6 protein-coding genes are annotated in these 15,473 nt (G+C 52.0%); 3 read left to right on the plus strand and 3 right to left on the minus strand.

Annotated features, from left to right (window positions below):
* Positions 1-71 precede the first annotated feature (71 nt).
* The 3 genes from ACO6UY_RS15220 to hisD all read left to right on the plus strand — a co-directional run bounded on the left by ACO6UY_RS15220 (position 72) and on the right by hisD (position 11,250).
* Positions 72-8,750, plus strand: a complete 8,679-nt coding sequence (locus ACO6UY_RS15220; protein ID WP_422490500.1) for a hypothetical protein — start codon at positions 72-74, stop codon at positions 8,748-8,750.
* Between the two features lie 518 nt (positions 8,751-9,268).
* A complete protein-coding gene (gene hisG, locus ACO6UY_RS15225; RefSeq protein ID WP_422449992.1) occupies positions 9,269-9,925 on the plus strand; it encodes an ATP phosphoribosyltransferase in 657 nt (218 codons plus the stop codon).
* Entirely contained in the window at positions 9,922-11,250 is a 1,329-nt protein-coding gene (hisD, locus tag ACO6UY_RS15230; protein WP_422490501.1) for a histidinol dehydrogenase, read from the plus strand. Before hisG ends, hisD begins: the two co-directional genes overlap by 4 nt.
* A 375-nt stretch (positions 11,251-11,625) precedes the next feature.
* Here hisD and ACO6UY_RS15235 read toward each other — a convergent pair whose 3' ends face one another.
* The 3 genes from ACO6UY_RS15235 to ACO6UY_RS15245 form a co-directional block, all read right to left on the minus strand.
* Positions 11,626-12,600, minus strand: a complete 975-nt coding sequence (locus tag ACO6UY_RS15235; protein WP_422460419.1) for a hypothetical protein — start codon at positions 12,598-12,600, stop codon at positions 11,626-11,628.
* Positions 12,601-12,738: 138 nt separating this feature from the next.
* Positions 12,739-13,650: a BadF/BadG/BcrA/BcrD ATPase family protein gene (locus ACO6UY_RS15240; RefSeq protein ID WP_422490502.1), complete on the minus strand. Its 912-nt coding sequence runs from the start codon at positions 13,648-13,650 to the stop codon at positions 12,739-12,741.
* Positions 13,651-13,878: 228 nt separating this feature from the next.
* Entirely contained in the window at positions 13,879-15,375 is a 1,497-nt protein-coding gene (locus ACO6UY_RS15245; RefSeq protein WP_422449996.1) for a CoA-acylating methylmalonate-semialdehyde dehydrogenase, read from the minus strand.
* Positions 15,376-15,473: the final 98 nt, after the last annotated feature.

Below are 15,473 nucleotides of genomic sequence, written 5' to 3' on the forward strand. Positions count from 1 at the left end.
AATCCGGGGACTGGAAAACAGCAACTGTTACCGAGATCACTGCTGGGGAGGAAACCACAGGCTCAGCCACGATGATAGCCCGCGAAGTTGAACGAATGCTGGGCGAAGGGCTTGCCGGTATGGTCAACGCGGTGGCCGATCAGGTGGAATCACTTCTGCAAAAACACCCATACATTACTGCCGAAGCCGTGCTTGGGGAATTGACCCAGAAAGGGATACACGACGGTGCTGCATGGGTAGGTGAGCTGGTGAATGGCCTGTTTGCCGGTGATGCCCGGGTTGTGTCCAGGGTAATTGATAAGTTAACCGAGCAGGCAGAGTCGCTGGTGCAGACCCTGGCGAATCACGGGCTTGGCTGGTTATCAACCGTGGATCAGGCAACGGGGCAGCAGAACCTGGAAGTCGTAAAGGAGATCCTGGTTCGCCGTGGAAATACCCTGGTAGAACCACTGCTGACCGGCGTGACGGGCGAAGCAGCGGCACTCGGAAATCAGGCATCAGAATCCACCGCGCTCAGAAACGCCGTGATGCCGTTCGTACAGGACCAGGTTCAGAAAGGTCACGTACTGGAACGGCTGGCCGCTTACGGAGTCGATGCGCTGGTAAACAGTGTCAGCCAGCATAAGGACAACCTTGCAGAGGATGTAAAAGCACTGACCCGGGCAAGCATGGACAAAGCCCTACCGGAACTGGAACAGCTTCTCCATAGACGGTTGCAAGCCCTGAGTACTGCGATGGAAAAGGGGGCAGACGATATGCACGGTGTTGTGGCTGACCTGCGCCAGGTGGCAAAAGCGCAGAAGCCAGAGGAAAAGCCCGGTAGCGGTGATAAAAAAACGACAACTGATCAGCAAAATCAACAGGATCATTGGCAGGATGCCCGTCAGGCCGTTGCTGATCAGTTGGGTAACCTGGCTGATGAAACCATCGACCTGGTCATTAAAAAAAGTGGTCAGTTGGAGGCGGTCAAGCCGATTCTGGTGGGCAGTATCCGTGAGGTTATGGATCTTGTCGTCAAAGAAGGGGCACTGTTTGTCGCGAGGCAGAACGGTGAGCAATGTGACGACGTGAATGCCTTAGAGGGCAGCACGGCGCTGACCGAACAATTACCGACGTTTCTGACCACAGCCTCTGTTGAATTAATGGTTGAACTGCTGAGTGACCGTTTGCAATCCGGGGACTGGAAAACAGCAACTGTTACCGAGATCACTGCTGGGGAGGAAACCACAGGCTCAGCCACGATGATAGCCCGCGAAGTTGACCGAATGCTGGGCGAAGGGCTTGCCGGTATGGTCAACGCGGTGGCCGATCAGGTGGAATCACTTCTGCAAAAACACCCATACACTACTGCCGAAGCGGTGCTTGGGGAATTGACCCAGCAAGGGATGCACGACGGTGCTGCATGGGTAGGTGAGCTGGTGCACGGTCTGTTTGCCGGTGATGCCCTGGTCGTGTCCAGGGTAGTTGATAAGTTAACCGAACAGGCGGAGTCGCTGGTGCAGACCCTGGCAACTCACGGGCTTGGCTGGTTATCAACTGTGGATCAGGCAACGGGGCAGCAAAACCTGGAAGTCGTAAAGGAGATTCTGGTTCGCCGTGGGAATACTCTGGTAGAACCACTGCTGACCGGCGTGACGGGCGAAGCAGCAGCACTTGGAAATCAGGCATTAGAATCCACCGCACTCAGAAACGCCGTGATGCCGTTCGTACAGGACCAAGTTCAGAAAGGCCACGTACTGGAACGGCTGGCCGCTTACGGAGTGGATGCGCTGGTAAACAGTGTCAGCAAGCATAAGGACGACCTGGCAGGGGATGTAAAAGCACTGACCCGGGCAAGCATGGACAAAGCCCTACCGGAACTGGAACAGCTTCTCCATAGACGGTTGCAAGCCCTAAGTACTGCGATGGAAAAGGGGGCAGACGATAAGCAAGGCGTTGTGGCTGACCTGCGCCAGGCGGCGAAAGCTCAGAAGCCAGAGGAAAAGCCCGGCAGCGGTAATAAGAAAACGACAGCGGACCATCAAAATCAACAGGATCACTGGCATGATGCCCGTCAGGCCGTTGCTGATCAGTTGGGTAATCTGGCTGATGAAGCCGTCGACCTGGTCATTACACAGAGTGGTCAGTTGGAAGCGGTCAAGCCGATCCTTGAGGACAGTATCCGTGAGGTTATGAACCTTGTCGTCAAAGAAGGGGCGCTGTTTACCGCGAGGCAGAACGGTGAACAATGTGACGACGTGAATGCCTTAGAGGGCGGCACAGCACTGACTGCACAATTACCGGCGTTTCTGACCACAGCCACGGTTGAATTAATGGTTGAACTGCTGAGTGACCGTTTGCAATCCGGAGACTTGAAAACAGCAACGGTTACCGAGATCACTGCCGGGGAGGAAACCGCAGACTCAGCCAAGATGATAGCCCGCGAAATAGACCGAATGCTGGGCGAAGGGCTTGCCGAGATGGTCAACGCGGTGGCCGATCAGGTGGAATCACTTCTGCAAAAACACCCATACATTACTGCCGAAGCGGTGCTTGGGGAATTGACCCGGCAAGGGATACACGACGGTGCCGTCTGGGTGGGTGAGCTGGTGAACGGCCTGTTTGACGGTGATGCCCGGGTCGTGTCCAGGGTAGTTGATAAGTTAACCGAACAGGCAGAGTCGCTGGTGCAGACCCTGGCGACTCACGGGCTTGGTTGGTTATCAACCGAGGATCAGGCAACGGGACAGCAAAACCTGGAAGTCGTAAAGGAGATCCTGGTTCGCCGTGGGAATACTCTGGTAGAACCACTGCTGACCGGCGTGACGGGCGAAGCAGCGGCGCTCGGAAATCAGGCATCAGAATCCACCGCGCTCAGAAACGCCGTGATGCCGTTCGTACAGGACCAGGTTCAGAAAGGTCACGTACTGGAACGGCTGGCCGCTTACGGAGTCGATGCGCTGGTAAACAGTGTCAGCAAGCATAAGGACGACCTTGCAGAGGATGTAAAAGCACTGACTCGTGCAAGCATGGACAAAGCCCTACCGGAACTTGAAGGGCTCCTGCACACAAGGTTACAAGCCTTGGCCGCCGCAATGAAAAAGGTGCCAGAGGATAAGCGTGACGTTGTGGCTGACTTGCGCCTGGCGGCAAAAGCTCAGAAGCCAGAGGAAAAGCCCGGCAGCGATAATAAGCAAACGACAGCGGACCATCAAAATCAACAGGATCACTGGCATGATGCCCGTCAGGCTGTTGCAGAGGAGCTGGGTAACCTGGCTGATGAAGCCGTCGACCTGGTCATTACACAAAGTGGTCAGTTGGAAGTGGTCAAGCCGATCCTTGAGGACAGTATTCGTGAGGTTATGGAGCTTTTCGTCAAAGAAGGGGCACTGTTTGTCGCGAGGCAGAACGGTGAACAATGCGACGACGTAAATGCCTTAGAGGGCGGCACGGCGCTGACCGAACAATTACCGGCGTTTCTGACCACAGCCACGGTTGAATTAATGGTTGAACTGCTGAGTGACCGTTTGCAATCCGGAGACTGGAAAACAGCAGCCGTTACCGAGATCACTGCCGGGGAGGAAACAGCAGACTCAGCCAAGATGATAGCCCGCAAAATAGACCGAATGCTGGGCGAAGGGCTTGCCGAGATGGTCAACGCGGTGGCCGATCAGGTGGAATCACTTCTGCAAAAACACCCATACATTACTGCCGAAGCCGTGCTTGGGGAATTGACCCGGCAAGGGATACACGACGGTGCTGCATGGGTAGGTGAGCTGGTGAATGGCCTGTTTGCCGGTGATGCCCGGGTCGTGTCCAGGGTAGTTGATAAGTTAACCGAACAGGCAGAGTCGCTGGTGCAGACCCTGGCGACTCACGGGCTTGGCTGGTTATCAACCGAGGATCAGGCAACGGGACAGCAAAACCTGGAAGTCGTAAAGGAGATTCTGGTTCGCCGTGGGAATACTCTGGTAGAACCACTGCTGACCGGCGTGACGGGCGAAGCAGCAGCACTTGGAAATCAGGCATTAGAATCCACCGCACTCAGAAACGCCGTGATGCCGTTCGTACAGGACCAGGTTCAGAAAGGCCACGTACTGGAACGGCTGGCCGCTTACGGAGTGGATGCGCTGGTAAACAGTGTCAGCAAGCATAAGGACGACCTGGCAGGGGATGTAAAAGCACTGACCCGGGCAAGCATGGACAAAGCCCTACCGGAACTGGAAGGGCTCCTGCACGCAAGACTGCAAGCACTGGCCGCCGCAATGAGAAAGCGTTCAGAGAATAAGCACGACGTAGTGGCTGACCTGCGCCAGGCGGCAAAAGCGCAGAAGCCAAAGGAAAGGGCCGGAGATGTTGCTGTCACCAGTGTGAAGAAAACGACAACTAACCATCAAAAACAGCAGAACCACTGGCATGATGCCCGTCAGGCCGCAGCAGAGCAGGCCGGCGAAATGGTCGGCGATTTAATCAAGCTGACCATCGATGAAACAAAACAACTGGAAGTGGCCAGGTCAATTCTGTCTGACAGCTTTGGCAAGGTTATCAAGGTCGCCGTTCAAGAAGGTGCCGGGTTTGTTGCCAAACACCATGGCATGCCGTCTGGCAACCACCAGAGCAACGGTGTTGTGCTGTCCGGGGATAGCATCGCTAAACTGACCGGCGTCGTATCACCATTCCTTACGACAAACGTTGTCGAAAGTATCACCGAAAAGCTGTTGTCTGCTGCCTGGCAACAACAAACTGTGAGTGACGTAAAGAAGGCAGCTGAACAAGCACTGGTACCGGCTAGCCCGGATAAAGTGCATTTGCCCGCTTCGACACAGAAGCCGCAAACTGTCGGGCAGGTAGCTTCGGGTCAACGTACGACTATTGGCACCGAAGTTGATGACATGCTGAAAACAGGCCTGGCCGAGATGCTGCACAGCGGTGCAGACCAGCTGGAAGCGGTTCTGGAAGGTCTGCCTTACGACAGTGTGAAAGCAATGGCCAGTGACCTGACATTGCAGGGGATCGCTGATGGCACCAGGTGGCTGGACGTACTGGCAACCGGTCTGTTTGCTGATAATGAGGTGGTCGTCCCCAGGGTGATTGATGCCATTACCGAGCAGGCGGTGGTGACCCAGCAGGCGGTCATTGACGGTGTGCTTGGCTGGCTGGCTAAAGAAGATACCACGACAGAACAGCAGCCGAACCGGCAGAAATTGCTGGATATTCTTGTGCGCAGATTGAATGGCCTGGTTGTACCGACAGTGACGGGTACTTCCGGCCTGGTCGCAGAGAGCGTACAGCAGACATCACAGTCCCGGACTCTCAGGGATGCAGTGCTTCCTTTCCTGCAGAATCAACTCAACAGGGGACAGGTACTGGAACAACTGGCCGGTTACGGTGTGGATCAACTGTCAGGCTGGATACGTCAGCATAGAACGGTGCTCCGGCACGATGTGGAAGTCCATGTTCGGGCAATGATGCAACAGGCGGCCCCGGAGCTGGAATCCATCCTGCATGATCGGCTGGCGACTCTGCGCTCTGCGGTCAACGATAGTCAGCAGGATAAGGGTGACGTAGTCGCTACCCTGCGCAGGGCTGCTGAAACAATAGCACCTGCTCAAGGGGTGAATACAGCCACTGAGAAAGACGGCCACTCTCGTCAGTCTCAAGTGATGGATGACCTGATACCCGACCTGAGCAAGGGCATTACGGAAGTGATTACTCAAGGCGCTGATATCTTCCGTCGTAAGGCATGGGCAGACAATCTGCGGTTGAAATCCGGGAACGACGCAGATAGCTCCAGAATGTCTATTTTCCCAATCGTTCTTCCCCATGTTCAGCGAATGGTTAAGGAAGCGGTGAGTGCCGGGACTGAATACGGTATCGGGACGCTTGCAGAACCATCCGATGGCAATGCGGCTGGCATTACCGAAGCCGTCAACCTCCATGTGCAAAGTCTTACGGCTAATTATTTAGGCCAGGCGGTTGCCGATGCGATTGAGGGTATGGCTACTGCCGTTTATAACAATGCAGACGGCATCCAGAGCGCAATTGAGGCGCTTTTGAAGAATGTGAATGTCGGAGCTCCAGCACCAATGGACCTGGAGGCATTATTAATGCCGCATATTGATGGTGCTATCGATAAGGCCCTGAATCATGGCCAGGGTTTTATCCGGGAAAGCATGGAAAAATGGATCAAAGCCAATGCCCTGGCAGCGACACCGGAGCTGCATAAAGCCATTGATAAAATGTTAACGCATATGATGGCTAATGGGGGGGAATGGATTATCCGTCATCAACAAGGGGTTGAGTTAGAGGTTATCGAGCCAATAAAGAAGGCGATGGCCGAAACACTCAGGCAGGCTCAGGCGGATATTATTCAAAATATTGCTCTCTGGTTGAGTAACGACGCTAATTTACACCATTTCGTTGGAGTATTTACCGACCAGATTCGCACAACGGTTACCCGGGTTGTTGTCGATGCTGTGGCAAAGCAGGTTGCTGGAAAAGAGGGAGAGACAGAATGTAAACGTGCAGTTGATGATATGACGCCTTACCTGACCCCCATTATTGATCAGGTGTTGACCCGGGCTATGACTTACACGGGTAACTGGTGTTCTGGTTGGGTCCGGGATCATGGTGCCGACATCTCATCTCTGGTGAATCCCCTGATTGATAAAACCGTGGAGGAGGTTATGCCTTCCGTACGTCAGGCGGTTCAGGATAAAGCATTACTGCTGGCACGAAATAAAGCACAGGACATTGACTTCAATAAGTTGGCAGCAGAACTGGCGGCAGCTTTTGCCCACCGCTTTGATCCGGGTAAGATTACGTCTGGCGTTTTGCAGGTTCAACCAAAAAGCTGTGTGGCCAGGGAGCTCCCGAAAATTTTATGTTTCCTGATGCAGACGACGGAAACCTATGAGAGTTTGGGCGGAAACCTCAATGAACCGGTGAAGATTGACCGGGTCATCATTGATGGTCGGGTGTTTAAGAATATTCAGGCTTACCTGACGAAAATGAAGGATGGCTCTATTCAGATTCGCAAAATGGATCTGATATTTGAGAATGAAAATCAGGTTGATGTTGATATCGAAGTGACCGGAGTCACCATTTCCTATCAATTACCGGAAAAAAGCAAGTTGTACAAAGCCGCTCTATTAGCAGCTGCCCCTGCGATGAGCCCTGCCGATTTAGCCAGGAGTCTGCTGGAGACATTTACACCAGATCATATTGATTTCAATGTTGATCAAATTACGGGTGAGTTTCACGACAATATTCTGGACGGCCCCGGAGAAGATATTCTCAGTTTTGGCCTTAGCAACCTGAAACTCTCTCTTAACATACATAAGTATGCTCCAAGACCTTACATCGATATCAGTGCCGGGCCGCAGGATGGACATCCAACCATTGAATCAGTAAAAGTGAATCTGGCAGGCCATGGCCTGGTTGATCATGTCGAGGCGGATATTCACCTTGACCGACATCGCAATGGCTACGCTGATGTAACAACACTGCTGAAGCCCGACCGGTTGAGTCGTTTTGCCGGGTGGCTGATTGGCGGGCCTATTAAAGTCGATGCCAAAGTTGCTATTAACAATACCACAGGAACTCTGGATGATATTGAATCAATCCGTGTTCATGCCGGCCGTTTCGGTAAGGTATGTAAAGCCATGTTTAAAAATACGCTTAAGGCCTACAATCCCGGACTCACTTTGGCAGATGATGGCAAGGCGGTTATCAAGTTAAAGTTAACGCTATTCTCTGAAGAAAGGTCAAACCCGATTACCCGCTGGTTAGCCAAAACGGCCAATCGCATTCTGCAATTTTTCACCGTACCTGTTGCAATACCGATGTCGTTCAAAGGCGCTCCCTATACACCTGCCTTGGAAGGTGAAAGGGGAATTGGGTCATTTAATGCCCTGCGATTTATTAATGGCTTATTTAACCCCTGTCCTTTGTCCATTCACAGTGATACCCATGAAGAGCTGCTGAGTGCGCTGCGGACGGTATCAATCGATGAAAATCCAAAATATCATCTTATCCTGCTTGGTAAGGTCATTGATCAGGTGGTCAAAGAATTCCGGCTGGGTAATGCTCCGTCACACTCCATTCTGGCCAGGAAGATTCCATTGGAAAGTCTGGTTTTGCTGGTTAATCGTGTGAAGGGAAATGCAACTGGACCGCAGGATCTGTCCCGTCTGTTATTCCTGGTTGCCAACCTGGTGGAAGCACTTCCGGAAAGAGCGGTGCAACTGGTGAACAGATCCGGAGTTACCACTGAATCAGCGGGACAGCCCTACCTGTTGCATCTGATCTCTACCACACCCACCAGCTCCTGGCTGGCTAACCCGGAGGATGGCAAAGTGCTGGAGCCGATTTACCAGAGTTATCAATTCCAGCGCTTGCAGGAATTCTGGCAGAACAGTCAGAGTAATCCTGATGGCAGTATCTACAGTCCCGGCACTGAAAAACAGCCCGAACAAAAGTTTACTGAAGAGGTGGTAGGGACGGTACGTAAGCTGGTCGGTGACATGGATGTGCCCGATGACATCCGGTTGATGATGGCCCGGGACTTTGATTTTGCCAATAAGATGTTCGGAACAGGGGCTCCTGTAAAGCAGGATTTGCCGGTCAATTCCCGGGCAAATCCGTTGCCGCACTCTTCGCAGGGTGTATTGCCTGTTGGTCGTATAAAAGAGATGGACAGGTCAAAACGTCGGCTTAATGCCCCGGCAAATCCGAAGCTTTCGGAGGACTTTCCGGCCCTGGGAGGCTGACCGAGTAGATAAATAGCCAGGGCCTGTTGACGTTTCGTTGCGTGCTCAGCGGGACGCGCAGTCTGGCTCAGAAAGGCGTCAGATGCGCGAAAGACTTGTGCAGCGCGTAGTTATTCTACGCCAAGCAAGTCTGACAAAGCAGATGGCGCCTTTCTGAGCCACCCTTCGGGCGTATCAGGGCGCCCCTATGACTTCGTTGCGGCATTTTGAAAGGCAACCAGCCTTCCTGCAATGCCGCGCCTCGTCATAGGAGCGCCCTGATACGCTGAGCACGCAACGAAACGTCAACAGGCCCTAGTATGCTTCCAGGAAGAGCAGGCCCATGTAAACAACACATGCCAGCTTTGTATTAGTGCCTTTCTACGTACCTTTCCCTATATCTATGTTATTATCCAGACCAGTGATACTCTCTGGAAAAAGGGTACCTGTAAATAACAATTCATTAATTCTTAACTGTGCAGTTCTTCTACCTTCACCATTTTAACAACGCATGATAAGTAAGGAAGCCTGAGAGAAGTATGTCGAGCCAGATCACTATCGCGCTGTCCAAGGGGCGCATCCTGAAAGAGACTCTCCCTCTGTTGAAAACTGCGGGTATTGAGCCTGCGGAGGATCCGGATAAAAGTCGCAAACTGGTGATTGGTACCACGCATCCCCATGTAAACCTGCTGATTGTCCGCGCCAGCGATGTGCCAACCTATGTTGAGTACGGTGCCGCCGATATGGGCGTTGCTGGCAAGGATGTGCTGATGGAACACGGCTCCTCTGAGTTATATGAACCGCTGGATTTGAACATTGCCCGGTGCAAATTGATGACGGCGGGGAAGGTTGGCGCAGTACCATCTTCTGGCCGACTTAAGGTGGCGACGAAATTTGTCAATATTGCCAAGCAGTACTATGCCTCTCAGGGAATTCAGGCGGATATCATTAAACTCTATGGCTCCATGGAACTGGCTCCGCTGGTTGGCCTGGCGGATATCATTATTGATGTGGTGGATACCGGGAACACCCTGCGGGCCAATGGCCTGGAGCCTCAGGAGCTGATTGCTGAAATCAGTTCCAGAATGGTGGTCAACAGGGCATCCATGAAAGTGAAGTACAAAATGATTGGTCAGTTACTGGATCAACTGTCCAGAACCATTGCAGAAACCAATGCAGTTGAGGAACCAGCATGACGTCGGAAGTCGTAACCCCGGTTCAGCTGGATTTCAGCAGTCCGGCGTTTTCATCTCAGCTTGATGCCCTGTTGGCCTGGGAGTCTGTTTCAAACGACAGTGTCCTGCAGCAGGTGAAAGAAATTATTGCTCAGGTGCGCAGCCAGAAAGATCAGGCTGTGATGGCCTGCACCTGTCGTTTTGATCGACGTCAGGTCTCCAGTATGGATGAGCTGACTCTCGATGCTGAGCGTTTGCACCAGGCGCTCAACAGCATTCAGCCTGAGCAGCGGGCAGCGCTGGAAACCGCCGCAAAGCGGATTCGTGACTACCATCAGCATCAACAGCAAAGCTCCTGGAATTACCGCGAGAGCGACGGCACATTGCTTGGCCAGCAGGTGACCCCGATGGATCGAGTGGGACTTTACGTGCCCGGTGGCCGTGCATCCTATCCTTCATCGGTACTAATGAATGCCATACCAGCCTCGGTTGCCGGGGTGCCTGAGGTGGTGATGGTGGTTCCCGCACCAGACGGTGAGCTGAATGAACTGGTACTGGCGGCGGCCGCTGTTGCCGGGGTCAGTCGTGTATTTACCATCGGTGGTGCCCAGGCGGTGGCGGCACTGGCCTATGGCACGGAAACGATCCCGAAGGTGGACAAGATTGTCGGTCCCGGCAATATTTATGTCGCTACCGCCAAGCGGGAAGTGTTTGGTCAGGTGGGTATCGATATGATTGCCGGTCCGTCAGAAATACTGGTGGTTTGTGATGGCCACAGTAACCCCGACTGGATCGCCATGGACCTGTTCTCCCAGGCGGAACACGATGAAGATGCCCAGGCAATTCTGATCTCACCGGACCGGGCTTTTCTGGCGCAGGTGCAGGAGAGCATGAACCGATTGCTGCCAACCATGGAACGGCAGGATATTATCGCAGCGTCGCTTAATAAGCGCGGAGCCCTGATTGCCGTACCTGACCTGGCGGCGGCCTGTGAACTGATAAATCGCATCGCACCGGAACACCTTGAGCTATCCGTTGAAGAGCCCGAAAGCTGGCTGCCAGAGATACGCCATGCCGGTGCTATTTTTATGGGCCGATATACGGCAGAAGCCCTGGGTGATTACTGTGCAGGCCCGAACCATGTATTGCCCACATCAGGAACCGCACGCTTCTCTTCACCTTTGGGGGTGTATGACTTCCAGAAACGCTCTTCCGTGATTCAGTTTTCTGCTGACGGCGCGTCGGAAATGGGGAAAGTGGCTTCTGTTCTGGCCAGGGGGGAATCGCTGACGGCACACGCACGTTCTGCAGAGTATCGTATTAACCACGAGGCTGTCCGAGAATAGACTGCCCTACACGGCAACTGCTCCTGCGTTGCTCTAGCTCCTGCATCCATGCAGTCGTGTGGCGACAGCAAATTGGTCTAAAAATCCGCTTTTGTTCGGCAAATAGCCCCGCTATTCACCTCACAAAACCGAATTTTTATCCTCAATTTTCTGCCGCCCTCGCTACGGGGTCGCCAAGCCCGGATATTTCATAGGTGAATATGCTCGTAATGATGACAAAGACGGTATTTACCAAACCCGTGCATGTTAATACGATGGAGGGGGGGGTGGTCACTTCTACGCTTGTGGCTAAGGCCTCACAGGGGAATATCCCAAGAGGCTTCAGCCCTTAGTCAAAATGCTGGTTGCATAGCAGTCTGGAATTCGAAAAGAGCCTCAAAGAATTTTACAGGAAAAGTTCTGCCCTGTGTGTTGTGTACTCGCGGATTCAGGTAACCATTTAACCTTACTGAGTAATGCTTTATCAAGATAATTTAAACACCAAGGGTTATACCTTTTCAGAGAGTTTTTATCTTCATAAATGCGTATGATTTCTGGAAGGTCGTCAATTGTTGCTTTTGGGTTCAGATTATTAACAACGGGATCTGAATCTTCTTTCATTGTTTTTAACTCTTCGAAAGATTCGTCAAAGATTTGCTCAAAAATAAATCTTGCTTCCTGTGGAGAGATATCCTTCAGGTAATCTTTGTGAGTAACAATAAAATGAGTGTGAATACCTCCCGCCTCATATTTTGGTTTTAATTTTTGAAAGATTGACTGTTCAATCGGATTCATTATCCCGGAATTAGCGGACTTTATTTTCAGATTCCCGTAGAAATGATGGACAATCCAACGAGGTGTACGAAGTAAAAAACCAATCATATCAGAACTGCAAGGTGTTTCTTTTAATGTTGGGATATATTGAAAAGCAGTTGTATAGAAGTTTTTCTTCAGTTCGTTTACTTTGAATTTTGGTTTCCCGATAGCCATAATGTTGACAGCTCCTTCACCCCGAGAATCATCTGTCAGTACTGCATAAACATTCATATTTTTGGAAAGTAATTCCCTGAAGTCTCGGTGTGTAATAAGTTGTTCACAGCCAAACTCAAGAGGTTTTTTATCTAAGGGCCGGTAAAATTTTTTTGTCAGGTGGATTGATGGCAAATCGGGCAGGGCCCTGGCAGCCTGTACAGAACTTGATGCAGCTACATCCCCTGCTGTATTACATGTTCTGTGAGTAATGGGATTGTTAGTTTCACTTTCCCTCTGCGAAACTTTATTATCAATATTATCAATTTTTTGATTTTTGTTTTCCTGGTGGGGAGGATTGTAAGTGATTTTTGAAACATCACCACTATTTACACTCTGCATAGTCTGAAACCATTATTTTGAAAAAAAACACAAGATCCATTTTGATTAATGGTTCTTGACCCTTTGTGTTAATTCTGACCTTTTTTCTAAAATTAAGTTCCCAGAGTATTCGGCTTCCCGATGGAAGCCGAACGTTTTTCAGAAGAGTTTCATAGCCATCAACAGAGCACCGTGCATGGCATCACCCTGTGGCAAGGTGGCAATGGCAGCGACATCTTCTGGCAGCCAGGGCATAACGAACTCACTCAGCCCTCCAACCAATGCGCACTGGTTAGCGCCACGCTGATAAAGTACCCGGATCATCATGGCGGCATCTTCAGCGCTTTCCCGAATTAACTGTTCCGCCAGTTGATCGCCCTTGCTTAAATGTTCAATCACCAGCGGTCCGTAAGATCCGTAGTCTCTGGGGAGTGCGCTGTCCTGCCAGGCAACGGCCTGTTCAGGACTGTGGTCAAACGTTGCCATGATGGCCAGGCTTAACGGTGTCTGTTCTTTCATGCCTTCGTGGGCCAGCAGGGAGTAACGAATCGCCGCAAGGCCCAGGCTGGCACCACTGCCATGATCCGAGATTGGAAAGCCCCAGCCGCCAAGGGTTTTCACTTCACCATCAATCAGGCTGGCACCACAGGAGCCCGTGCCCAGGATCAGGATCGCGCCATCCCTGCCATTAAAGGCACCCATGCAAGCGGCGAATGCGTCGGTTTCCAGGAAAATACCGGCAAACGGAAAGCCCCAACCCAGAACCAGATCACGTTCTTTCTGCTGATTGACACCGGCCAGGCCAAGACCGGCATACATACGTCCGAAGTCGTTCTCTTCCAGGCCCGCTTGAGCCATCGCTGCACGGGTGGCCTGCATGATGGTATTGTAGGCTGAATCAAGCCCGGTCCGGGGGTTTGCGCTGCCTGAGAATCCTTCCCCCAGGATATTGCCGTCAAGATCGGCGATACGTGCCCGGCATGAAGTGCCACCGCCGTCTACACCGAGAAGGAGTGGCAGTTTGTGGTCAGTCGTGTTTACAGCACTGTTGGTTAAGAGTGCGGATGCCATATTTGCTCCTGCGGGCAACGGTGATCGAATAGGGTAACACCCATACTGCCCGGGCGTGCTAAGTAGTTGGCCAAATGGAATCGTATATTTCTGGCTAAGTGGGCAGTTGCTATGCAAGGCGCAACGTAGGGAGCATAGCCGTAGCTATGTAACCGGAGTTGCAACGCCGCAGAGTGACTGACAACTTAGTCAGAAATATATGATTTCATTTGGTTAACTACTTATCTATTACTTCATTGTTGGCATCGAGAATTGAGCACCTTCGCGGATACCGGCAGAAGGCCAGCGTTGAGTAATGGTCTTGCGCCTGGTGTAAAAACGCACGGAGTCAGGGCCGTAGGCGTGCAAGTCACCAAACAGCGAGCGCTTCCAGCCACCAAAGCTGTGGTAAGCAACAGGTACTGGTAGCGGTATGTTAATGCCGACCATGCCCACCTGGATGTGATCAGAAAAGTAACGGGCTGCTTCGCCGTCGCGGGTAAAAATACAGGTACCGTTGCCGTATTCGTGGGCATCGATCAAGTCCATCGCTTCTTGCATGGTGTTAACGCGGACAACTTGCAGTACCGGACCAAAGATTTCTTCCTGGTAGCTGGTCATTTCCGGTGTTACCCGGTCAATCAGGGTGCCGCCAACAAAGAAGCCATCGGGGTAGCCATCGACGTTCGGGGTGCGGCCATCAACGACGATGCTTGCCCCCTGGCTTTCGGCATGACTGATGTAGCTGACCACCTTGTCGCGATGAGCACCGGTAATAACCGGGCCAAAGTCGTTGCTGCTATCGGTGCAGGCACCAACTTTCAGGCTTTTCATGGCCTCAGCCATTTTTGCCACTAATGCATCGGCGGTCTGATCGCCAACCGCTACTGCCACGGATAGCGCCATACAGCGCTGACCAGAGGAGCCAAAGGCGGCACCGAGTAACTGGTTTACGGCGTTATCCATATCGGCATCTGGCATCACAATGGCGTGGTTTTTGGCAGCGCCAAGCGCCTGGCATCGCTTGCCATTGTTATTGGCGGTTTGGTAGATGTATTCGGCAATGGGGGTTGAGCCAACAAAACTGACCGCTTTAATACGCGCGTCGTTTAGTAAAGTGTCCACCGCAACTTTATCACCGTTCACCACATTCAGAACGCCGTCAGGTAATCCCGCCTGCTGTAATAGTTCAGCGATCAGCATGGTGGCACCGGGATCGCGCTCAGACGGTTTTAGAACAAAGCAGTTGCCACAGGCAATGGCCATTGGGAACATCCACAGTGGCACCATAACCGGGAAGTTAAACGGGGTGATACCCGCGACCACGCCCAGTGGCTGGAATTCACTCCAGGCGTCGATATTCGGGCCAACGTTTTTGCTGTGTTCACCTTTTAACAATTCAGGGATACCACAGGCGTATTCGACATTTTCAATACCGCGTTGTAATTCACCCGCAGCGTCGTGTGAAATTTTGCCGTGCTCCTGACCAATAAGCTGGCAAATTTTTTCAGCGTTTTGTTCCAGTAATTCTTTAAACTTGAACATGACACGGGCGCGCTTTATTGCTGGGGTATTGCGCCATGCTGGATAAGCGGCTTCAGCCCTGGTGATCGCTTCTTCAACGGTAGCGACGGAAGCCAGCGCGACTTGTTTTTCTGCCTGGCCTGTTGCGGGGTTATACACTGCCTGGGTGCGTTCATTATCGTAGACCATTTCACCGTTGATAAAATGACCAATGGTATTCATTGATGTCCTCCCGGGGCTGATATTTTTAGCACTCAGGCACAGTTGATTTATGAGTGCTTGAGCATTGTGCTAATCCCATAGTGCCTGGTACATGCTCA

Origin of the sequence: Endozoicomonas sp. ALE010, from assembly GCF_049310165.1 — a bacterium.
Lineage (GTDB): Bacteria > Pseudomonadota > Gammaproteobacteria > Pseudomonadales > Endozoicomonadaceae > Endozoicomonas.